The sequence below is a fragment of the Streptomyces sp. NPDC034085 genome, from assembly GCF_055575555.1.
In genome coordinates this window covers 891728-913280 of record NZ_JBVISL010000001.1, presented here as the reverse complement: position 1 = coordinate 913280, position 21553 = coordinate 891728, and the positions used below count along the sequence as shown (strand labels likewise).

Here is a 21553-nt window from a genome sequence, read left to right as displayed (position 1 = left end):
ACTACTCCTTGTGGGAGAGGGCGCGGACGGTACGGGAGGGGCTGGGACGGCCCAGCCGTTCGGCCATCCACACGCTCGTGGCGGTGAGGGCGGCCAGGTCGACCCCGGTTTCGATGCCGAGGCCGTCGAGCATCCACACCAGGTCCTCGGTGGCCAGGTTGCCGGTGGCGCTCTTCGCGTACGGACAGCCGCCGAGGCCGCCGGCGGAGGAGTCGACGGTGGTGACGCCGTGCTGGAGCGCGGCGAGGGTGTTGGCGAGGGCCTGGCCGTAGGTGTCGTGGAAGTGCACGCCGATCCGGTCGGTCCCCACACCCGCCCCGTTCAGCTCCGCGAGCAGGGCCTGGACGTGGCCGGGCGTGGCGACGCCGATGGTGTCGCCCAGGCTCAGCTCGTCACAGCCCAGGTCCAGCAGGGCCTTCGCGACGCGGACCACCTGGTGGACCGGGACCGGCCCCTCCCACGGATCCCCGAAGCACATCGACAGGTACCCGCGCACGTGCGCCCCGCCCGCCTTCGCGCGGGCCACGACGGGCTCGAACATGGCGAGGGACTCGGCGATGGTGCGGTTCAGGTTGCGGGCGGCGAAGGTCTCGGTGGCCGAGCCGAACACCGCGATGCGGGTGGCCCCCAGGGCGAGGGCGCGGTCCAGGCCGCGCTCGTTGGGTACCAGGACCGGGAGCTGCGCCCCGACGTCCGCGAGCAGGGGGAACAGCTGCTCGGCGTCCGCCAGTTGGGGCACCCACTTGGGGTGGACGAAGCTGGTGGCCTCGATTGTGGTGAGGCCGGCGGCGGCGAGCCGGTGGATGAACTCGGCCTTGACCTCCGTGGAGACGGCCGACTTCTCGTTCTGCAGCCCGTCGCGCGCGCCGACCTCGTGGATGCGCACGCGCGCCGGGAGCCCGGCGGCGGCCGGGACGGTCATGGGCAGCCCGTTCACGCGGCCACCTCCTCCTCGTCGGGGGTCACCACGGCCAGGACCTGGTCCATGGCCACGGTGGTGCCCGGGGTGACGTCGAGTTCGGTGACGGTGCCGGCGTGCGGGGCGGAGATGACGTGTTCCATCTTCATCGCCTCGACGACGAGCAGGCTCTGGCCGGCCGTCACCGTGTCGCCGACGGCCACCTTGACGACGGTGACGGTGCCGGGCATGGGGGCGGCGAGGGTGTCCGCACCGCCTCCGGCCGCGCCCTTGGCGGTGACGGGGTCGTGGTGCTGGACGTGCCAGGAGTCGCCGTCGCGGCCGAGCCAGGTCCCCTCCGGGGAGGCGGCGTGGCCGAAGCGGTGGGTGACGCCGTCGAGCTCGACGGTGACGGTGTCGGGGGTGCGGGTCACGATGCGGGCCCGCGCCGTTGCGCCGGAGCTCCGCCCCAGATCCCGCGCCCCGGGCGCCGGCTGGGCGGGATGTGCTGTCGCGCCGTCTTCGGCCGCGAGCCGGTTGCCGGACTCCGCGTCCAGCAGGATCTCCGTGGCGGAGCCGGCTCCTGCGGGGCCCGGAGCCGGGCGGGTGCGGACCTCGACCGGGTCCTGACCGGGCAGGCGGAAGTGGTGGACGGTCCAGGCGGGGGTGCCGCCCAGGCGCCAGCCGCTGGGCACCCCGAAGGGGTCGACCCACGCGCCGGAGGCGCTGCCCGCCGCGTCCCCGGGCAGGGACAGCAGTGCCGCCGCCGCGTACACCTCGGCCGGGACGCCCTCCGGGAGGAGGGACGGCAGGTCCCGCTCCACCAGGCCCGTGTCCATCTCGCCGGAGACGACGTCGGGGTGCGCGAGCAGGCGCCGCAGGAAGCCCGCGTTCGTCTGGACGCCCAGGATCACCGTGTCCGCGAGGGCCCCGCGCAGCACCCGCAGGGCGGTCGCCCGGTCGGGCCCGTACGCGATGACCTTCGACAGCATCGGGTCGTACGTGGAGCCGACGGGCACGCCCGCCGTCAGGCCGGAGTCGGTGCGCACCGGCCCGCCCTCCGGCTCCGAGAGCGCCAGGACCGTACCGCCTGACGGCAGGAACCCGCGTGCCGGGTCCTCCGCGCAGACGCGGGCCTCGATCGCGTGGCCGGTCAGCCGGACGTCGTCCTGGGTGAAGGGCAGGGCCTCGCCGGAGGCGACCCGCAGCTGCTGCTCGACCAGGTCCAGCCCGGTGATCAGCTCGGTGACGGGGTGCTCGACCTGGAGCCGGGTGTTCATCTCCATGAAGTAGTACGAGGACGGGTCCCCGCCCGGGACGATGAACTCCACTGTGCCCGCGCCGACGTACCCGCAGGAGCGGGCCGCCTCCACGGCCGCCGCGCCCATCGCGGCGCGGGTCTTCTCGTCCAGCAGGACCGAGGGGGCCTCCTCGATCACCTTCTGGTGGCGGCGCTGGAGGGAGCACTCGCGCTCGCCCAGGTGCACCACGTTGCCGTGGGCGTCCGCCAGCACCTGGATCTCGATGTGCCGGGGCCGGTCGATCCACCGCTCCACGAGCAGGGTGTCGTCACCGAACGAGGACTTCGCCTCGCGGCGCGCCGCCGCGATCTCCTCGCCCAGCACGGCCGCGTCCCGCACCAGCCGCATGCCCTTGCCGCCGCCGCCCGCCGAGGGTTTGAGCAGCACCGGCATGCCGATCTCGGAGGCGGCCGCGGCCAGTTCGGCGTCGGTCAGGCCGCTGCCGGAGGAGCCCGGCACCACCGGCACGCCGGCCGCCCGGACCGTCTCCTTGGCCGTGATCTTGTCGCCCATCAGGGAGATGGCGGAGGCGGGCGGCCCGATGAAGGCCAGTCCGGCGTCCGCGCAGGCCTGGGCGAAGGCCGCGTTCTCGGCGAGGAAGCCGTAGCCCGGGTGGACGGCCTCCGCGCCCGTGCGCTTCGCGGCGTCCAGGAGCCGGTCCACCGACAGGTAGCTCTCGGCGGCGGCCGCCGGGCCGATCCGGACGGCCGTGTCGGCCTCCCGCACGTGACGCGCGTCGGCGTCGGCGTCGCTGAAGACGGCCACGGACCGGATCCCGAGCTCCCGCAGCGTACGGATGACCCGGACCGCGATCTCGCCCCGGTTGGCGACCAGAACAGTGCTGAACATCGAAGAGGTCCTCACGTCACACGTCACATACGGAAGATGCCGAAAGCGGAGTCGCCCAGGGGGGCGTTCGCGCACGCGGTCAGGGCCAGTCCCAGCACCTGCCGGGTCTCCATCGGGTCGATGACCCCGTCGTCCCACAGCCGCGCGGTGGCGTAGTAGGCGTTGCCCTGCTCCTCGTACTGCGCGCGGACCGGGGCCTTGAAGGCCTCCTCGTCCTCGGCCGGCCACTCCTGGCCCGCACCCTCGATCTGGTCCCGCTTGACGGTCGCCAGCACGGAGGCGGCCTGCTCGCCGCCCATCACCGAGATCTTGGCGTTGGGCCACATCCACAGGAAGCGCGGCGAGTACGCCCGCCCGCACATCGAGTAGTTGCCCGCGCCGTACGAGCCGCCGACGACCACCGTCAGCTTCGGGACGCGGGCGCAGGCCACGGCCGTGACCATCTTCGCGCCGTGCTTGGCGATGCCACCCGCCTCGTAGTCGCGCCCGACCATGAAGCCGGAGATGTTCTGGAGGAAGAGCAGCGGGATGCCGCGCTGGTCGCACAGCTCGATGAAGTGGGCGCCCTTCTGCGCGGACTCGGAGAAGAGGATGCCGTTGTTCGCGATGATCCCGACCGGGTGGCCGTGGATCCGGGCGAAGCCGGTGACCAGGGTCTGCCCGAACTCCGCCTTGAACTCCTGGAAGCGGGACCCGTCCACGACCCGGGCGATGATCTCGCGGGCGTCGTAGGGGGTGCGGGAGTCGACGGGGACCGCGCCGTACAGGCCGTACGGGTCGACCTTGGGCTCCTCGGGAGCCTCGACCGACCACGGCAGGGCCCCGCGCCCGGGCAGGGTCGCCACGATGTTCCGTACGATCCGCAGCGCGTGCGCGTCGTCCTCCGCGAGGTGGTCGGTGACCCCGGAGGTGCGGGAGTGGACCTCGCCGCCGCCCAGCTCCTCGGCCGTGACCACCTCGCCGGTGGCGGCCTTCACCAGCGGCGGACCGCCGAGGAAGATCGTGCCCTGGCCGCGCACGATGACGGCCTCGTCGCTCATCGCCGGCACGTACGCGCCGCCCGCCGTGCAGGAGCCGAGGACGGCGGCGATCTGCGGGATGCCGGCCCCCGACATGCGGGCCTGGTTGTAGAAGATCCGGCCGAAGTGCTCCCGGTCGGGGAAGACCTCGTCCTGCATGGGCAGGAAGGCGCCGCCGGAGTCCACCAGGTAGAGGCAGGGGAGACGGTTCTCCAGGGCCACTTCCTGGGCGCGGAGGTGCTTCTTGACGGTCATCGGGTAGTACGTGCCGCCCTTGACGGTGGCGTCGTTCGCGACGATCACGCACTCGCGGCCGCTGACCCGGCCGATGCCCGCGATCACCCCGGCGGCGGGGGCGGCGCCCCCGTACATCCCCTCGGCGGCCAGCGGGGCCAGCTCCAGGAAGGGCGAGCCGGGGTCGAGGAGGGCGTCCACGCGGTCGCGGGGGAGCAGCTTCCCGCGGGCGGTGTGGCGGGCGCGGGCCTTCTCGCCGCCTCCGAGGCGGGCCGCTTCCAGCCGGGCGCGCAGGCCTTCGGCGAGTTCGCGGTGGGCGGCCTCATTGGTCCGCCAGGCCTCGGACGCCGGGTCCGCGGCGCTCGTCAGCACTGGTGCCTGCTGCATCGGTCGAGCTCCCTTGCTCGTGCACGCTTTGTTAATGACCGTTAACGCGTTCGGGTCTCAGGTTAACGACCGCTAACCGCCCTGTCTAGAATGGATTTCCATGAGCACCAGAGCGGCCACCCCGACCCGTCGCGAGCAGATCCTCAGTGAGGCCGCTCGTCTTTTCGCGGAGCGCGGCTTCCACGGCGTCGGCGTGGACGAGATAGGGGCGGCGGTCGGCATCAGCGGCCCCGGCCTGTACCGGCACTTCGCCGGCAAGGACGCCATGCTCGCCGAGCTGCTGGTCGGCATCAGCGAGCGGCTGCTGACGGGCGGCCGGCGGCGTGTCGAGGAGGCGGCCGGGGACCCGGAGGCGATCCTCGCCTCCCTCGTCGAGGGGCACATCGACTTCGCCCTGGACGACCGGGCGCTGATCACCCTGCACGACCGGGAGCTGGACCGGCTGCGGGAGGCCGACCGCAAGCTGGTGCGCCAGCTCCAGCGGCAGTACGTGGAGCTGTGGGTGGAGGTCGTACGGGAGCTGCACCCCGAGGTGGGGGAGGCGGAGGTACGGGTGGCCGTGCACGCCGTCTTCGGGCTGCTGAACTCCACCCCGCACCTGGGCGCGCCGGGCCGCGAGGCGACCGAGTCGCTGCTGCGCAGGCTGGCGAACGGGGCCTTCGGCTCGCTGTCGGGGTGAGGGCCGGCTCGAGCCGCACTCGGCGGAACGGACACCTCCGCGCGGGCGGCGGCAGAATGACCGTATGCCGAAGCCGATAGAGACGCCCGTACCCAGCCGCGCCGAGCTCGTCGACCACCTGGTGCGCACGCGCATCGCGGGGCAGGTGGCCACCCCGCGCGAGAACAACCTCTCCCACTACCGCAAGCTCGCCAACGGCGACCGGCACTACTGGCTCGGCCTCGAACTCGGCGACCGCTGGGCCGACGAGCAGGACGTACTGGCCGTGATGGCCGAGCGGGCGGGCGTCATCGACGACCCGGCGCACCGGGCCGGCCAGGACACCATCGACCCGGAGCTGACCGTCGCCGGCCTCGACCGGATGGCGGCCCGCCTCCACAAGGCCGCCCTGGACCGGCAGAGCGTGCTGCTGGCCACCGGCCACCCGGGCGGCCTGCTGGACGTCCACCGCGCCACCGCCGACGCGCTGCGCGCGGCGGGCTGCGAGATCGTCCGGATCCCGGCCGGCCTGATCGCCGACGAGGGCTCGGTGTGGCAGCTCGCCGACGTGGCCGTACTGGAGCGGGGCGCGACCCTGTGGCACACCCACTCCCCGGCGCCGATGGCCGCGATCCTGGACGGCCTCGCGGCGGAGGGCCGCCCGCAGCCGGACCTGGTCGTCGCCGACCACGGCTGGGCGGGCTGCGCGGCCCAGCGCGGGCTGGACGCCGTGGGGTACGCGGACTGCAACGACCCGGCGCTGTTCCTCGGCGAGGCGGAGGGCACCCTCCAGGTGGCGGTCCCCCTGGACGACCACGTCCGCGACCCGCGCTTCTACGACCCGCTGGTGGCGTACCTGCTCTCGGCGGCGGGCCTGCTCTAGGCGGCCCTGCCCCGGCGGGCCTGCTGTCGGAGCGCTAGAGGGCCGGGCGCGGGCCCGGGCCGGCCCCCGCGTTCCTGACCGGCCGGGAGTGGATCTTCGCGACGCAGGCGGGCAGGGCCGCGTCCTCCTCGTGGGCGCGGGCCCGGTACGCGCTCGGGGTCTCGCCCACCAGCTCGGTGAACCGCGAGCTGAACGACCCCAGCGAGGTACAGCCGACCGCGAAGCAGACCTCCGTCACCGACTGGTCGCCCCGCCGCAGCAGCGCCTTGGCCCGCTCGATCCGGCGCGTCATCAGGTAGCCGTACGGGGTCTCCCCGTAGGCGGCGCGGAAGCTGCGCGAGAAGTGCCCCTCCGACATGAGCGCGACCCGCGCCAGCGCGGCGACGTCGAGCGGCTCCGCGTACGCGCGGTCCATCAGGTCGCGGGCCCGGCGCAGCCGGGCGAGGTCCTCCAGGTTCACCCGTTCAGCCTTGCACAGCCCCGGGCGGTACCGAAGCTTCCGCGGGCGGCGGGGAGGGCGTGGGGTCCAGGTAGACGCGGCGGACCGCGGGCCACCGCTGCCGCAGCTGGTCCTCCGCGTCCTCGCAGGCCGCCTCCACCTGCCGGGCCGACGCCAGGTCGTGGAAGTCGACCTTCGCCGCGATCAGCACCTCGTCCGGCCCCTGAACGAGGGTGGTCAGCTCCAGCACCCCCTCGATGTGCGGCACCGACAGCAGCTCCTCGCGGACCTCCGCCCGCAGGGGCGCGGGCAGCGGCCGCCCGATCAGGTACTGCGCGTTGGAACGCCCGAGTTCCCAGGCCACCGCCACCAGCAGCAGCCCGATCAGCAGCGACGCGACCCCGTCGCAGACGGCCGAGCCCGTCAGCTGCGCCCCCAGCAGACCGCCCGCCGCCAGCACCAGGCCGACCAGCGCGGCGGCGTTCTCCAGGAGCACCGCCTTCACGGCCGTGTCCGGGGTGTGCTTGACGTACAGCCCCAGCGGCGCCCGCAGGCGCGCCGCCTCGCCCGTCACCTGCCGCCAGGCCACCAGCAGCGAGTACCCCTCCAGCAGGAAGGCGACCGTGAGGATGGCGTACGACAGCGCCGGGTCGCCCGGTTCCTCGCCGTGGACCAGGGTGTGGATCCCGTCGTAGACGGCGAAGACCGCGCCGCCCGCGAACGTGGCAATCGAGGCGAGCAGCGCCCAGACGTAGCGCTCGGGCCCGTACCCCAGCGGATGCGCCTCGTCGGCGGGCCGGGCGCTGCGCTTGAGGGAGGCCAGCAGCAGCACCTCGGTCACGGTGTCGGCCACCGAGTGCGCGGCCTCGGACAGCATCGCGCTCGACCCGCTGACGATCCCGCCGACGGCCTTCGCGGCGGCGAGGACCAGGTTGGTGGCCACGGCGACGACCACCGTGGCGAGGCTTTCGGATTCCGCGCCTTCGGCTTCGAGCGGCATGGGGCGACGGTATGTCCGCTCAGCCGCGCGGAACGCGTACGACACCCTCCTGGATGACGGTGACCGCCAGGCGGCCGTCCTGGGTCCAGATGCGGGCCTGTCCCAGCCCCCGGCCGGCGGACGCGGAGGGGGACTCCTGGTCGTACAGGAGCCATTCGTCGGCGCGGAAGGGCCGGTGGAACCACATGGCGTGGTCCAGGGAGGCGCCGACCACGTCGCCGACCGCCCAGCCGCCGCGGCCGTGGGCCAGCAGCACCGAGTCCAGCAGGGTCATGTCGGACACGTAGGTGGCCAGGCAGATGTGGAGCAGCGGGTCGTCCGCGAGCTTGCCCTGGGTCCGGAACCAGACCTGGGAGCGCGGCTCCAGCGGCTCGCCGACCGTGCCCCACGGCGGGGTGGTCGCGTACCGCAGGTCCACCGCGCCGCGCGCCTCCAGCAGCCGCTCCACCGTGCCCGGGTCGCGGAAGATCTCCCGGTACGCGGGCAGCGCCTCGGCGGCGGTCGGCAGGGTCGCGGGGTCCGGCGCGGCCGGCATCGGGGCCTGGTGCTCCAGGCCGTCCTCGTACGTCTGGAAGGACGCGGAGAGGTGGAAGATCGGCTGTCCGTGCTGGACGGCGACCACGCGCCGGGTGGTGAAGGACCGCCCGTCGCGGATCCGGTCCACGGAGTACACGATCGGCGCGCCGGAGTCACCGGTCCGCAGGAAGTACGAGTGGAGCGAGTGCGGCAGCCGGTCCGCGGGCACCGTGCGGCCGGCCGCGACCAGGGCCTGGGCCGCGACCTGGCCGCCGAACACGCGCGGCACCAGGGAGGTGCGGCTCGTGCCGCGGAAGATGTCCTCCTCGATCTGCTCCAGGTCGAGCAGATCGAGGAGGTCCGCCAGTGCGTCGTTCAAGTGGGTTACAGGCCCATCGACTTGGCGATGATCGACTTCATGATCTCGCTGGTGCCGCCGTAGATGCGGTTGACGCGGTTGTCGGCGTACAGGCGGGCGATCGGGTACTCGTTCATGTAGCCGTAGCCGCCGTGCAGCTGGAGGCAGCGGTCGATGACGCGGTGTGCGACCTCGGTGCAGAACAGCTTCGCGGAGGCGGCCTCGGCCGGGGTCAGCTCGCCCTCGTCCAGGGCCTCCAGGGCGCGGTCGGCGACGGCCTGGGCGGCGTCCACCTCGGCCTGGCAGGCGGCCAGCTCGAACTTGGTGTTCTGGAAGTGCGCGACCGGCTTGCCGAAGACGGTGCGGTCCGTGACGTACTGCTGGGCGAACCGGACGGCGGCGGCGGCCTGGGCGTACGCGCCGAAGGCGATGCCCCAGCGCTCGGACGCCAGGTTGTGGCCGAGGTAGTAGAAGCCCTTGCCCTCCTCGCCGAGCAGGTCCTCGACCGGGACCTTGACGTCGACGAACGCCAGCTCGGCGGTGTCGGACGTCTTCAGGCCCAGCTTGTCGAGCTTGCGGCCGATCGAGTAGCCCTCGGACTTGGTGTCCACGGCGAAGAGGGAGATGCCGAAGCGGCGGTCCTGCTCGCTGGGGGCGGAGGTGCGGGCGCAGACGATCACGCGGTCGGCGTGGACGCCGCCGGTGATGAAGGTCTTGGAGCCGTTGAGGACGTAGTGCGTGCCGTCCTCGGAGAGCTTGGCGGTGGTCTTCATGCCCGCGACGTCGGAGCCGGTGCCCGGCTCGGTCATCGCCAGCGCCCACATCTCCTCGCCGGAGACGAACTTCGGCAGGAAGCGCTTCTTCTGCTCGTCGGTGGCGAGCATCTTGATGTAGGGCAGGGCGAGCAGGACGTGCACGCCGGAGCCGCCGAAGTTGACGCCCGCGCGGGAGGTCTCCTCGTAGAGGACGGCCTCGAACTTGTGGGTGTCGAGGCCGGCGCCGCCGAACTCCTCGGGCACGTTGATGCCGAAGACGCCCAGCTCGCCGAGCTTGTAGTAGAAGTCGCGCGGCGCCTGGCCGGCCTGGAACCACTCGTCGTAGACGGGGACGACCTCGGCCTCGATGAAGGCGCGGAGGGTCTCGCGGAACGCCTCGTGGTCCTCGTTGAATACGGTACGGCGCACGAGCCGCCTCCTCGATCCCTAGTTCGGCCAGACTGTGTCTAAGCGCTTGCTCATACTTAAGTTACCCGGCAGTCACTCCGGCTGTCCAGGGAGTGTGACCCGGTCGGAAACCTTTCTGCCGCCCGGGCTCACGACGGCAGGCGCAGGGCGAACCAGAGCTCCATGCGGGTGTCCGGGTCGTCGAGGTCCCGGTCCAGGAGCGCCGCGCAGCGGGCGACGCGCTGGCGGACCGTGTTGCGGTGGACGCCGAGCGCGGCCGCGCTGCGGTCCCAGCTGCCGTGGTGGGCCAGCCAGCCGCGCAGGGTGTCGCGCAGCGCGGGTGCCAGGGGCGCCAGCAGCGCCTCGGCGTGGGCCCGCGCCTCCGCCTCCCCGAACAGGCCCGCGAAACCGGGGTCCGTGTGCCGGGCCAGCGGGGTACGGGCCGCCTCGGCGCGCTCCAGCGCCCGGCCGGCCTGTGCGTCGGCGGCCGGCAGGTCCCCCGGCGAGGCCGCGGCGCTCACCCCGAGCCGCCAGCCCGGCTGCGGCCCGGGCTCGCGGTCGGTGAGCAGCCGTACGGCGGGCCCGCGCGGGTCCAGCAGTACGGTGCCCAGCGCGGCGGCCAGGGCCCGCGGGTCGCCGGAGCCCCGGGCGTGGACCGCGTACCAGGGCCCGGGGGCGAGCGCCCGGGCCGGATCCCCGTCCAGCAGCAGCCGGGTCAGGGCCGCCGCCTCCGACCCGGCGGGGCGCTCCGCGGTGAGCAGGGTCAGCAGGACGGCGGCGATGGAGGCGATGGTGTGGTCGCCCGGGGTCCGGCCCGGGCCGGCCAGGGCCAGCACGCGCCCGCCGCCCACGGCGTACGCGGCCAGGCTCGTGGCGCCGAGGGCGTCGGTGGCGGTGGCCGCGGCTCCCTGGGCCACGCGGCGGGCCAGCGCGTCCACGGCGTCGAGGACGTCCGCACCGGGAACGGCCCCGGCGGCCGCGACGGCGCCCAGGCCGGTTCCGGGGGCTCCGGCCGCCCCGGCGCCGGGGATCGCGGCGCCCGGGGTCCCCGCCGCCTCCGCGGTCCGGGGCCGGCCCCCGGCGGTACCGCCGGCCCCCGGCCCGCCGGCCGTACCGCCGGGCCCCGCGCCGCCGGGCCCCGTACCGTCGGCCCCTGGCCCGGCGGCCCCCGTACCGGTGCCGCCCGGGCCGAGCAGCGCCGCCCAGCCGCCCAGGTTCACCGCCAGCCTGGACAGCACCGCCGGGACCGGGTCCGGGCGGGCCGCGGCTGCCGCCAGGGCCTGCTGCGCCTCGGCCACCCGGCGCAGCTCCCGGGTGCGCGCCTCCGCCATCAGCCGCCCGACGGCGCGGGCGACCGCCGTGAACGGGGTTCCCGGCGGGACCTCCACGAGCGGGAGCCCGTACCGCTCGCACGCCTCGGCCAGACCGGGCGGGACCACCTCGTGGACCGGGGTCACGCCGAAGCCGAGCGCGGCCGCCCCGGCGCGGGCGAGCCGGCCGACGTAGGCGCCGGCCCCGGCCTCCGTCAGCGTGGCCCCGGCCGTCAGCAGGAGCTCGCCGCCCAGCAGGTACGGGGACGGGTCCGCCATCTCGGAGGCGTGCACCCCGTGCACCTCCGCCGCCGCCGGCCCCGCGAGGTGCCGCAGCCCGAGCCCCCGCTCGCCGAGCAGCCCCGCGAGCCCGACGGGCGGCGTCATCGGCTCCCCGGCGGGCGCCGCCCGCGGCCCGTTGCCGGGGTTCGGGGGGACCGGGAGGTCGGCCATGGATGCTCCGTACATTTCGGCGCTGCCAGATGGATGAAACGTACCCTCCCCACCCTCTCGCGGCACGCTTACGCTCGAAGGACCGCACCCGCAGGACCACCAGAAGGGCACCCCCCATGAGCACGCAGCCGCGCGGCCCCGTCGACTCCTCCCGCATCCCGCGCTACGCGGGCCCGGCGACCTTCGCCCGGCTGCCGCGCCTCGACGAGGTCGGCTCCGCCGACGTGGCCGTCGTCGGCGTGCCCTTCGACTCCGGCGTCTCCTACCGCCCCGGCGCCCGCTTCGGCGGCAACGCCATCCGCGAGGCCTCCCGCCTGCTGCGCCCGTACAACCCGGCCCAGGACGCCTCCCCCTTCGCCCTCGCGCAGGTCGCGGACGCCGGTGACATCGCGGTGAACCCCTTCAACATCAACGAGGCCGTCGAGACGGTCGAGGCCGCCGCCGACGAGCTCCTCTCCTCCGGCTCCCGCCTGATGACCCTCGGCGGCGACCACACCATCGCCCTGCCGCTGCTGCGCTCCGTCGCCAAGAAGCACGGCCCGGTCGCCCTGCTGCACTTCGACGCGCACCTGGACACCTGGGACACCTACTTCGGCGCCGAGTACACCCACGGCACGCCGTTCCGCCGCGCCGTCGAGGAGGGCATCCTCGACACCGAGGCGCTCTCCCACGTCGGCACCCGCGGCCCGCTGTACGGCAAGCAGGACCTGGACGACGACGCCAAGATGGGCTTCGGCATCGTCACCTCCGCGGACGTCTACCGCCGCGGCGCCGACGAGGTCGCCGACCAGCTGCGCCAGCGCATCGGCGACCGCCCGCTGTACATCTCCATCGACATCGACGTGCTCGACCCGGCCCACGCGCCCGGCACCGGCACCCCCGAGGCGGGCGGCATGACCTCCCGCGAGCTGCTGGAGATCATCCGGGGCCTGTCCTCCTGCAACCTGGTTTCGGCCGATGTCGTCGAGGTCGCCCCGGCGTACGATCACGCGGAGATCACCTCGGTCGCGGCCTCGCACACCGCGTACGAGCTGACCACGATCATGAGCCGTCAGATCGCCGCCTCCCGCCAGGGCTGACCAGCCCGGCCGGCGGCGCGGACGGGACGACCGCAGCACGAAGGGCACGTACGCGCGTGACGCACGACCACGACCTGGTACTCCGTCCCACCGAGGCCCAGACGGCGGCCGCCCTGGCGCCGCCGCCGGGCCGCACGGGCGGGGACCTGGTCGTGGAGACGCTGCGCGGCCTCGGCGCGACCACCGTCTTCGGCCTGCCGGGCCAGCACGCGCTGGGCCTCTTCGACGCGGTCGGCCGCTCCGACCTGCGCCTGGTCGCCCTGCGTACGGAGAACAACGCGGGCTTCGCCGCCGACGCCTACGGCCGGCTCACGGGCGAGGCCGTCCCGCTGCTGCTCTCCACCGGCCCCGGGGCGCTGATGTCGCTGCCCGCCCTGGCGGAGGCGGCCGCCGCCTCGGCGCCGGTCCTCGCCCTCTCCTCCCAGGTCCCCACGGCGGGCCTGGGCGGGGGCCGCCGGGGCCACCTGCACGAGCTGCGGGACCAGTCGGCCTCCTTCCGCGACGTGGTGAAGTCGGTCCACACCGCCCGCACCCCGTCCCAGATCCCCTCCGTGATCGCCGAGGCCTGGGAGTCGGCGCTGACCGCCCCGCACGGCCCGGTCTGGGTGGAGATCCCCGAGGACGTGCTGCGCGCGGAGACGCTGATCCCGCAGGTGACCGGCATGGACGCAGCCCCGCACGAACTGGCCCCGCGCCCGGAGCTGACGGCGCTGGCCGCGCACTGGCTGTCCCGGGCCGCCCGACCGGTGATCATCGCCGGGGGCGGCGTGATCCGCGCCGACGCCGCCGGAAAGCTCAGGCAGCTCGCGGAACGCCTGAACGCGCCCGTCGTCACCACCTTCGGCGGCAAGGGCGCCTTCCCCTGGACCCACCCGCTCTCCCTCCAGTCCTGGCTGGAGGACCGCCACATGACGGACTTCCTGGAGGACGCGGACGTCCTGCTGGTGGTCGGCTCCGGCCTCGGCGAACTGTCCTCCAACTACCACACGTTCTTCCCCACGGGCCGGGTCGTCCAGATCGAGGCTGACCTCGGCAAGCTGGAGTCCAACCACCCCGCCCTGGGCATCCACGCCGACGCCCGCCTCGCCCTCCAGGCCCTCCTGGAGACGGTGGAACCCCGCCCGGACGAGGACGCCCCCGAACGGGTCCGCGCGCTGCTCGCCGCCATCGAGGACCGCCTCGCTCCCCAGGACGTCGCCCTCGAGCGCGGCCTCCTGACCGCCATCAGGCAGGCCCTGCCGCCCCGCTCGCCGTCCTTCTGGGACATGACGATCCTGTCCTACTGGGCCTGGTCCGCCTTCGACGCGAAGCACCCCAACACCATGCACTCGGCGCAGGGCGCGGGCGGCCTCGGCTACGCCTTCCCGGCGGCCCTGGGCGCGGCGGTCGCCGAGCCCGGCACCCCGGTCCTGGCGGTCTCCGGCGACGGCGGCGCCATGTACTCCCTCTCGGAGCTGGCCACCGCGAAGGAACACGACCTGGACGTCACCTGGCTGATCGTGGACGACGGCGGCTACGGGATCCTGCGCGAGTACATGACGGCCGCCTTCGACGGCCGCACCACGGCCACGGAACTGGCCCGCCCGGACTTCGCCGCCCTGGCGGCCTCCTTCGGCGTCCCGGCCTCCACCACCACCCCGGACACCCTCCGCGAAGACCTCGCCCGCGCCCTGAAGACCCCCGGCCCCTCGGTCCTGGTCCTCCCCGCCACCCTCAAGATGTTCGCCCCGACGCACGTCTGAACCGCGTTGCCGCGCCCCGCCCCCTCTCCTATGCTTTATATGAGACAGGGATAGGAGGCATATATGTCCAACCTCTACATGGAAGTGGACGACGAGGCCCTCGCGGAGGCGGCGGCCATACTCGGCACGAGGTCGAAGAAGGACACCGTCAACGCGGCCCTCCACGAGGTCGCCCGCCGGCGCAAGCGCCTCGAAGCGCTCGAGCGGCTCGTGGAGATGGGTGAGCGGGGCGACTTCGACGTCCTCCTCGACAAGGCCGACTATCGTCCATGAGCCCCGTCACGTATCTGATCGACACCTCCGCGGTGGTACGGGTCCTGACGAACGAGGACGTGCGGAAGGCCTGGCGCGACCATCTCGCCGAGGGTGTGATCGGCCTCTGCGAGGTGACGGAGCTGGAGATCCTCTTCTCCGCACGCTCGCTCGCGGACCGTTTGGAGAAGGAAGCACTGCTGGGCGAGCTCTTCAACTGGACGCCCATGCCCGACAGCGTCTACATCCGTGCCCGCTCGGTTCAGCGGCTGCTCACCGACCGGGGCGAGCACCGCAGCGCCGGCGCGGTGGATCTGCTCGTCGCGGCGACCGCCGAACTCACCGGTCTCACCCTGCTGCACTACGACGAGGACTTCGACACGATCGCGCGGGCAACGGGCCAGCCCGCCCGCTGGGTCACCCGCCCGGACACCCCCTAGGAACCGCTCGGCCTTCAGGCGTGCGGCGGCCCCGCAAGGCGCCGCCCCGGCACCGGTGCGATCGTTGCGGTGGGATGAAATCCGCCGGTGGGGGCGTTGGGGGAGGCGGCAGGGACAGGACCGACGGGGAGGCACCACGTGACGGCGGCGCAGGCTGGGGAGAAACAGGGCTGGGGCAGGCGGCTGGCCGCCTACACCTGGCGGTACAAGGCCAACGTTCTGCTCGCGCTCGGGTCCTCGCTGGCCGGCATGGCCGTCATGGCGCTCGTGCCCCTCGTCACCCGGGTCATCATCGACGACGTCATCGGCGACGAGAGCAAGCCCATGGGGCCCTGGGCCGCCCTGCTCATAGGCGCCGCCCTGCTGGTCTACGTCCTGACCTACATACGCAGGTACTACGGCGGGCGCCTCGCCCTCGACGTGCAGCACGACCTGCGCACCGACATGTACGACACCATCGCCCGGCTCGACGGGCGCCGGCAGGACGAGCTGTCCACCGGGCAGGTCGTCGGCCGGGCCACCAGCGACCTCCAGCTGATCCAGGGCCTGCTCTTCATGCTGCCCATGACGATCGGGAACTTCCTCCTCTTCGGGATATCCCTCGGGATCATGCTGTGGCTGTCCCCGCTGCTGACCCTCGTCGCGCTGCTGATGGCCCCCGCCCTCTGGTTCATCGCCAAGCGCAGCCGCAAGAAGCTCTTCCCCGCCACCTGGTACGCCCAGAGCCAGGCCGCCGCCGTCGCCTCCGTCGTCGACGGCGCGGTGACCGGCGTACGGGTCGTCAAGGGCTTCGGGCAGGAGGAGCAGGAGACCGGCAAGCTCCGCGCGGCCGGCCGCCGGCTCTTCGGCGGCCGGATGCGCGCCATCCGGCTCAACTCCCGCTACACCCCGGCCCTCCAGGCCGTACCCGCCCTCGCCCAGGTGGCCATGCTGGCCCTCGGCGGCTGGATGGCCACCCGCGGCCAGGTCACCCTCGGCACCTTCGTCGCCTTCTCCACCTACCTCGCCCAGCTCGTCGGCCCCGTGCGCATGCTCGCCATGGTGCTCACCGTCGGCCAGCAGGCCCGCGCCGGCGTGGAGCGGGTCTTCGAGCTCATCGACACCGAACCCGAGATCGCCGAAGGCACGCGGGAGCTGCCCGCCGACGCCCCCGCGACCGTCGAGTTCGAGGACGTCCGCTTCGGGTACGAGCCCGGGCGCCCCGTCCTCGACGGGTTCTCCCTCGCCCTGGCCGAGGGCGAGACCGTCGCCCTCGTGGGAGCCTCCGGCAGCGGCAAGTCCACCGTCTCGCTGCTCCTGCCCCGCTTCTACGACGCCGACCACGGCACCGTGCGGATCGGCGGCCACGACGTCCGCGAGCTGACGTACGACTCCCTGCGCGGCGCCATCGGCCTGGTGCCCGAGGACTCGTTCCTGTTCTCCGACACCATCGGCGCGAACATCGCCTTCGGCCGCCCCGGGGCCGGTGAGGAGGAGATCCGCGCCGCCGCCCGCGCCGCCCAGGCGGAGGGGTTCATCGAGGCCCTCCCCGCCGGCTACGACACCAAGGTCGGCGAGCAGGGCCTGACCCTCTCCGGCGGCCAGCGCCAGCGCATCGCGCTCGCCCGCGCCCTTCTCACCGACCCCCGCCTGCTGCTCCTGGACGACGCCACCTCCGCCGTCGACGCCCGCGTCGAGCACGAGATCCACGAGGCGCTGCGGGCCGTGATGGCGGGCCGCACCACCCTGCTGATCGCCCACCGCCGCTCCACCCTCGCGCTCGCCGACCGGATCGCCGTACTCGAGCACGGGCGGCTCGCCGACATCGGCACGCACGACGAGCTGGAGCACCGCTCCGCGCTGTACCGGCGGCTGCTCACCGACCCCGACGTCCTCGGCGCGCACTCGCCGCGCACCCCCGACGCCCCGTCCATGGCGGAGTTCGAGCGGGACCTCGAGAAGGACATCGAGCTCGAGGCCGAGATCGACTCCGAGCCGGTGAGCGCCAAGCGGCGCGCCGTCGACGGGATCACGCCCGAGCTGTGGCGGCGCCGGGACGAGTCCGAGGCCGCCCCGGCGCCCGGCGCCACCCCCGAACTGCTCGCGCAGGTCGCCGCGCTGCCGCCCGCCGACGACGAACCCGCGGTGGACGAGCACCGGGCCGCGGCCGCCGAGGAGAGCTACGGCCTGCGCCGGCTGCTGGGCGGCTTCTGGACGCCGCTCGCCGTCAGCCTCGCCCTGGTCGCCCTCGACGCGGGCGCCGGGCTGCTGCTGCCCGTCCTGATCCGGCACGGCATCGACCAGGGCGTCGAGAAGGCCGCCCTGGGCGCGGTGTGGGCCGCGGCCCTGCTGGCCCTCGCCGTGGTCGGCGGGCAGTGGGCCGCGCAGTTCGCGGAGACCCGGATGACCGGGCGCACCGGCGAGCGCGTGCTCTACGCCCTGCGCGTCAAGATCTTCGCGCAGCTCCAGCGGCTCGGCCTGGACTACTACGAGCGGGAGCTCACCGGGAAGATCATGACCCGGATGACCACCGACGTGGACTCCCTGTCCAGCTTCCTGCAGACCGGGCTCGTCACCGCCGTCGTCTCCGTCCTGACCTTCTTCGGCATCCTGATCGCCCTGCTCGTCCTCGACGTGGAACTCGCGCTGATCGTCTTCGCCACCCTGCCCGTGCTGGTCCTCGGCACGATCGTGTTCCGCCGCAAGTCGGTGGCCGCGTACGAGCTGGCGCGCGACCGGGTCAGCCTGGTCAACGCCGACCTCCAGGAGTCGGTGGCCGGGCTCCGCCTGGTGCAGGCCTTCCGCCGCCAGGACGCCGGCCGGGCCCGGTTCGCGGAGCGCAGCGACGCGTACCGCGAGGCACGGGTGCGGGGCCAGTGGCTGATATCCGTCTACTTCCCCTTCGTGCAGCTGCTGTCCTCCGGCGCGGCGGCGGCCGTGCTCATCGTCGGCGCGGGCCGGGTCGAGGCGGCCACGCTCACCACCGGCGCGCTGGTGGCGTACTTGCTCTACATCGACCTGTTCTTCGCCCCGGTGCAGCAGCTCTCGCAGGTCTTCGACGGCTACCAGCAGGCCACCGTCTCCCTCGGCCGGATCCAGGACCTGCTGCGCGAGCCCACCACCACCCCGCGTCCGGCCGAGCCGCGCGAGGTCACCGCGCTGCGCGGTGAGATCGCCTTCGAGGGCGTGCGCTTCCAGTACGGCACGGCCGGGGAGCGCGGCGAGACGGGGGAGGCGCTGGCCGGGATCAGCCTGCGGATACCCGCCGGGCAGACCGTCGCCTTCGTCGGCGAGACCGGGGCGGGCAAGTCGACGCTGGTCAAGATGGTGGCCCGGTTCTACGACCCGACCACCGGCCGGGTCACGGCCGACGGCACCGACCTGCGGGAGCTGGACCTGACGGCGTACCGCCACCGGCTGGGGGTCGTCCCCCAGGAGCCGTACCTCTTCCCGGGGACGGTGCGCGACGCCATCGCCTACGGCCGGCCCGGTGCGAGCGACGCCGAGGTGGAGGCGGCCGCCCGCGCGGTCGGCGCCCACGACATGATCGCCACCCTGGACGGCGGCTACCTGCACGCCGTCGCCGAGCGCGGCCGCAACCTCTCGGCCGGCCAGCGCCAGCTGATCGCGCTGGCCCGGGCCGAGCTGGTCGACCCGGACGTGCTGCTGCTGGACGAGGCCACCGCGGCCCTGGACCTGGCCACCGAGGCGCAGGTCAACCAGGCCACCGAGCGGCTCGCGGGCAAGCGCACCACCCTCGTGGTGGCCCACCGGCTGACCACGGCGGCCCGGGCCGACCGGGTGGTGGTCATGGACCGGGGCCGGGTGGTCGAGGACGGCAGCCACGCCGAGCTGCTGGCCCGCGGCGGCCGCTACGCGCAGCTGTGGCGCACCTTCGCCGGCGAGGACGAGGCGGCGGCGGCCGCGTAGCCGCCGCGCGGGGGCGCCCCGGGGATCAGAGCTCGCCGAAGAGCAGGTTCCCCGGGGCGTCCTCGTCGTCACCGGTGTAGTACTCGCGTACGGCGTCGAGGAGTTCGTCCACCGACAGGTAGCCGTCGTGGTTCTTGTCGATCCGCGCGAACAGGGCGTCCGCGTCGGCGGGCTCCAGCTTGGTGTCGAAGGCGAGCTGGGCCTGGTGGAACTCCTCGGGGCTGATGTGCCCGTCGCCGTTGGTGTCGACGACCGTGAGGATCGCCTTCATCATCGGCCGGAAGGACTTCTCGTACGCCGGGCCGCCGTCCTTGTACAGGCGCGTCATGCCGTCGCGGTACTGCCCGGGGGTCAGCTTCTGGTCCTGGCCGACGCCGAGCTCGCCGAAGAGGTCCACCCAGAAGTCGGTGAGCCCGCGGAACACCTCGGCGGCCTTGGGGGAGTCGGCGGGCTCCGACAGCGCCGACAGCAGCCGCGACCCGAGCGCGATCATGTCCTTCTCGTCGATCACGCCGTTGGAGTCGGCGTCCAGGTGCGCGAACGCGCGTTCCAGCTTGCGGTCGAGCAGATCGGTCGTCATGTCGGCTGCCTTTCACGGCTACGTTGGGCGTTCGGTCGATCGCCCAGAGTAGTGCAACCTTCCGGGAGGTCTGCGCGTCGTACGTGCGTACGTGTTACGTACGACCGAGCGGGGGGTCAGCATGCGGCAAGGCCGTGCGGGGCGGGGGCGGGTCGTGTCCCTGGGGGTGTTCGGGGCCGCGCTGTGGCTCGCGGCGGGCGGGGTGCTGGCGGCGGCGCCGCAGGCGCGGGCCGCGACCGGCGGGTGTCCGGGGCAGCTGGTCAAGGTGCTGCCGCTGCCCGGCGCCGAGGTGCGCGTGTACAAGAGCCGGACCCAGGTCTGCGCGGTGAACGTCGCCCTGGACCCCGGGGAGCGCCGCCACATGGAGGTGAGCGTTCAGCCGCGCGGCGGCGTCCCGCTGGGCGATGCGGGGCAATTCACCCGGTACGCGGGCCCCGTCACCGTCGGCGCCATCAACCGGTGTGTGTACGTAAGGGGTGGTGTGGCGGCCGGATCCGTCGACTCCGGCTGGATCCTGTGCTGAGGGAGCGGCCCAACGGGGACTGTTCACGGGCGTGTTGGCCCCGCTAGGTTCACGGGCGACCACAGTGAACTCAAGGGGAGGGTGAATGCGCAAGACGCTTGGCCGGCTGCTGCCCGTCGCGGTGCTGATCGGCACCATGGGCACGGCCGGCTTCACGGCTCAGACGGCCACCGCCGCAGAGCCGGCCGCCGCCGCGCAGGCCGTCGCGGGGGACAGCTCCGCGGCCGACATCTTGGACCAGCTCCTCGCGATACCGGGCATGAGCCTGATCGAGGAGAAGCCGTACCCCGGCTACCGGTTCTTCGTCATGAACTACGAGCAGCCGGTCGACCACCGGCAGCCCTCGAAGGGCACGTTCAAGCAGCGCATCACCCTGCTGCACAAGGACGTCTCCCGGCCCACGGTGTTCTACACCTCCGGCTACAACGTCAACACCAGCCCGCGGCGCGCGGAGCCCACGACCATCGTCGACGGCAACCAGCTGTCGATGGAGTATCGATTCTTCAACCCGTCCCGCCCCGACCCGGCGGACTGGTCGAAGCTGGACATCTGGCAGGCCGCCAGCGACCAGCACCGCCTCTTCACCGCCCTGAAGAAGATCTACACCAAGAACTGGCTCGCCACCGGCGCCAGCAAGGGCGGTATGACGGCGACGTACTTCGAGCGCTTCTACCCGCGCGACATGGACGGGGTCGTCGCCTACGTGGCGCCGAACGACGTCGTCAACAAGGAGGACTCGGCCTACGACCGGTTCTTCACCAAGGTCGGCACCAAGGAGTGCCGCGACAAGCTGAACGCGGTGCAGCGCGAGGCGCTCGTGCGCCGCGAGCCGCTGGAGGCCAAGTACACGGCCGCCGCCGCCGAGAACGGCTGGACCTTCCACACCGTCGGCAGCCTCGACAAGGCCTTCGAGGCCGTCGTGCTCGACTACACCTGGGCGTTCTGGCAGTACAGCCTGCTCTCCGACTGCGCCGCGATCCCGGACGCCAAGACCGCCACCGACCAGCAGATCTGGGACACGGTCGACGCGATCTCCGGCTTCTCGGCCTACGCCGACCAGGGCCTGGAGACGTACACGCCGTACTACTACCAGGCCGGTACGCAGCTCGGCTCGCCCGACATCAAGCAGCCGCACCTGGCGGGCCTGAGCCGCTACGGCTACCAGCCGCCGCGCAACTTCGTCCCGCGCGACATCCCGATGACCTTCAAGCCGGCGGCCATGGCGGACGTGGACACCTGGGTCCGCAACAACGCCGACCGGATGCTGTTCGTGTACGGGCAGAACGACCCGTGGGGCGCCGAGCCCTTCCACCTCGGGTACGGGGTCCGCGACAGCTACGTGATGATCGCACCGGGTGCCAACCACGGGGCCAACGTCTCCAAGCTCCAGGACGGCGAGAAGGCCCTCGCGACCTCGCGCATCCTCCAGTGGGCCGGAGTGGCCCCCGCCGCGAACGTCTTCAGCACCGGACGAACCGCCCCGCAGGCGGCGCCGCTCGCCGCGCCCGACCCGCAGCTCGACCAGACCGACCTGCGCCGCGAGTCGCTGCGCCGGTAGGG

18 protein-coding genes are annotated in these 21553 nt (G+C 73.5%); 9 read left to right on the top strand and 9 right to left on the bottom strand.

Annotated features, from left to right (window positions below; genetic code table 11):
- Position 1: 1 nt before the first annotated feature.
- The 3 genes from ACZ501_RS04220 to ACZ501_RS04210 are packed head-to-tail and all read right to left on the bottom strand — an operon-like array spanning position 2 to position 4688.
- Positions 2–922: a hydroxymethylglutaryl-CoA lyase gene (locus ACZ501_RS04220; protein WP_468792678.1), complete on the bottom strand. Its 921-nt coding sequence runs from the start codon at positions 920–922 to the stop codon at positions 2–4.
- An 11-nt stretch (positions 923–933) separates the two neighbouring features.
- Entirely contained in the window at positions 934–3048 is a 2115-nt protein-coding gene (locus ACZ501_RS04215) for an acetyl/propionyl/methylcrotonyl-CoA carboxylase subunit alpha (protein WP_468792371.1), read from the bottom strand.
- Between the two features lie 23 nt (positions 3049–3071).
- Positions 3072–4688 carry a carboxyl transferase domain-containing protein gene (locus ACZ501_RS04210; RefSeq protein WP_361599679.1) on the bottom strand — a complete coding sequence of 539 codons (1617 nt, stop codon included), beginning with the start codon at positions 4686–4688 and terminating at the stop codon, positions 3072–3074.
- 100 nt (positions 4689–4788) lie between these two features.
- On the opposite strand from ACZ501_RS04210, the gene ACZ501_RS04205 reads away from it, so the two are divergent.
- Both ACZ501_RS04205 and ACZ501_RS04200 read left to right on the top strand, forming a co-directional pair.
- Positions 4789–5367, top strand: a complete 579-nt coding sequence (locus ACZ501_RS04205) for an SACE_7040 family transcriptional regulator (RefSeq protein WP_361599676.1) — start codon at positions 4789–4791, stop codon at positions 5365–5367.
- A 64-nt stretch (positions 5368–5431) separates the two neighbouring features.
- Entirely contained in the window at positions 5432–6229 is a 798-nt protein-coding gene (locus ACZ501_RS04200) for a phosphatase (protein ID WP_361599673.1), read from the top strand.
- A 34-nt stretch (positions 6230–6263) separates the two neighbouring features.
- On the opposite strand, the gene ACZ501_RS04195 is transcribed toward ACZ501_RS04200, so the two are convergent.
- The 5 genes from ACZ501_RS04195 to ACZ501_RS04175 all read right to left on the bottom strand — a co-directional run bounded on the left by ACZ501_RS04195 (position 6264) and on the right by ACZ501_RS04175 (position 11468).
- Positions 6264–6689, bottom strand: a complete 426-nt coding sequence (locus ACZ501_RS04195; protein WP_361599670.1) for a helix-turn-helix transcriptional regulator — start codon at positions 6687–6689, stop codon at positions 6264–6266.
- A gap of 4 nt (positions 6690–6693) precedes the next feature.
- The gene (locus tag ACZ501_RS04190; protein WP_468792368.1) at positions 6694–7668 is read right to left on the bottom strand and encodes a cation diffusion facilitator family transporter; all 975 of its coding nucleotides are present in this window, start codon (positions 7666–7668) and stop codon (positions 6694–6696) included.
- A 19-nt stretch (positions 7669–7687) separates the two neighbouring features.
- Positions 7688–8563, bottom strand: coding sequence for an acyl-CoA thioesterase II (gene tesB / locus ACZ501_RS04185; RefSeq protein WP_361599664.1), 876 nt, complete (start codon positions 8561–8563; stop codon positions 7688–7690).
- Between the two features lie 5 nt (positions 8564–8568).
- Positions 8569–9726 (bottom strand): acyl-CoA dehydrogenase family protein, encoded by a 1158-nt coding sequence (locus tag ACZ501_RS04180; RefSeq protein ID WP_361599661.1) that lies wholly within the window; start codon positions 9724–9726, stop codon positions 8569–8571.
- Between the two features lie 128 nt (positions 9727–9854).
- Entirely contained in the window at positions 9855–11468 is a 1614-nt protein-coding gene (locus tag ACZ501_RS04175; RefSeq protein WP_468792365.1) for a helix-turn-helix domain-containing protein, read from the bottom strand.
- Between the two features lie 116 nt (positions 11469–11584).
- Here ACZ501_RS04175 and speB point away from each other — a divergent pair, with 116 nt between their 5' ends.
- From speB to ACZ501_RS04150, 5 genes are all read left to right on the top strand, one after another.
- Complete coding sequence (gene speB / locus ACZ501_RS04170; protein ID WP_125595322.1) at positions 11585–12547, top strand: agmatinase; 963 nt, start codon at positions 11585–11587, stop codon at positions 12545–12547.
- A 56-nt stretch (positions 12548–12603) separates the two neighbouring features.
- On the top strand, positions 12604–14289 hold the full coding sequence (locus ACZ501_RS04165; protein WP_468792362.1) for a thiamine pyrophosphate-binding protein: 1686 nt from the start codon (positions 12604–12606) through the stop codon (positions 14287–14289).
- 63 nt (positions 14290–14352) lie between these two features.
- Positions 14353–14562: a type II toxin-antitoxin system VapB family antitoxin gene (locus tag ACZ501_RS04160; RefSeq protein ID WP_361599655.1), complete on the top strand. Its 210-nt coding sequence runs from the start codon at positions 14353–14355 to the stop codon at positions 14560–14562.
- Positions 14559–14981, top strand: coding sequence for a PIN domain-containing protein (locus ACZ501_RS04155; RefSeq protein ID WP_468792359.1), 423 nt, complete (start codon positions 14559–14561; stop codon positions 14979–14981). The genes ACZ501_RS04160 and ACZ501_RS04155 overlap by 4 nt, the downstream gene beginning before the upstream one ends.
- A gap of 138 nt (positions 14982–15119) precedes the next feature.
- Positions 15120–18890, top strand: a complete 3771-nt coding sequence (locus ACZ501_RS04150; protein WP_468792356.1) for an ABC transporter ATP-binding protein — start codon at positions 15120–15122, stop codon at positions 18888–18890.
- A 25-nt stretch (positions 18891–18915) separates the two neighbouring features.
- On the opposite strand, the gene ACZ501_RS04145 is transcribed toward ACZ501_RS04150, so the two are convergent.
- Complete coding sequence (locus ACZ501_RS04145) at positions 18916–19470, bottom strand: EF-hand domain-containing protein (RefSeq protein ID WP_361599646.1); 555 nt, start codon at positions 19468–19470, stop codon at positions 18916–18918.
- Positions 19471–19624: 154 nt separating this feature from the next.
- Here ACZ501_RS04145 and ACZ501_RS04140 point away from each other — a divergent pair, with 154 nt between their 5' ends.
- Entirely contained in the window at positions 19625–19993 is a 369-nt protein-coding gene (locus ACZ501_RS04140; RefSeq protein ID WP_361599643.1) for a hypothetical protein, read from the top strand.
- An 85-nt stretch (positions 19994–20078) separates the two neighbouring features.
- Complete coding sequence (locus ACZ501_RS04135; protein WP_361599640.1) at positions 20079–21551, top strand: aminopeptidase; 1473 nt, start codon at positions 20079–20081, stop codon at positions 21549–21551.
- The last annotated feature ends 2 nt before the right edge of the window (positions 21552–21553 follow it).

Coding starts and splice junctions, on each gene's coding strand:
- ACZ501_RS04220 (WP_468792678.1), bottom strand. CDS start 922: ATGACCGTCCCGGCCGCCGCCGGGCTCCCGGCGCGCGTGCGCATCCAC.
- ACZ501_RS04215 (WP_468792371.1), bottom strand. CDS start 3,048: ATGTTCAGCACTGTTCTGGTCGCCAACCGGGGCGAGATCGCGGTCCGG.
- ACZ501_RS04210 (WP_361599679.1), bottom strand. CDS start 4,688: ATGCAGCAGGCACCAGTGCTGACGAGCGCCGCGGACCCGGCGTCCGAG.
- ACZ501_RS04205 (WP_361599676.1), top strand. CDS start 4,789: ATGAGCACCAGAGCGGCCACCCCGACCCGTCGCGAGCAGATCCTCAGT.
- ACZ501_RS04200 (WP_361599673.1), top strand. CDS start 5,432: ATGCCGAAGCCGATAGAGACGCCCGTACCCAGCCGCGCCGAGCTCGTC.
- ACZ501_RS04190 (WP_468792368.1), bottom strand. CDS start 7,668: ATGCCGCTCGAAGCCGAAGGCGCGGAATCCGAAAGCCTCGCCACGGTG.
- ACZ501_RS04175 (WP_468792365.1), bottom strand. CDS start 11,468: ATGGCCGACCTCCCGGTCCCCCCGAACCCCGGCAACGGGCCGCGGGCG.
- speB (WP_125595322.1), top strand. CDS start 11,585: ATGAGCACGCAGCCGCGCGGCCCCGTCGACTCCTCCCGCATCCCGCGC.
- ACZ501_RS04160 (WP_361599655.1), top strand. CDS start 14,353: ATGTCCAACCTCTACATGGAAGTGGACGACGAGGCCCTCGCGGAGGCG.
- ACZ501_RS04155 (WP_468792359.1), top strand. CDS start 14,559: ATGAGCCCCGTCACGTATCTGATCGACACCTCCGCGGTGGTACGGGTC.
- ACZ501_RS04145 (WP_361599646.1), bottom strand. CDS start 19,470: ATGACGACCGATCTGCTCGACCGCAAGCTGGAACGCGCGTTCGCGCAC.
- ACZ501_RS04135 (WP_361599640.1), top strand. CDS start 20,079: ATGCGCAAGACGCTTGGCCGGCTGCTGCCCGTCGCGGTGCTGATCGGC.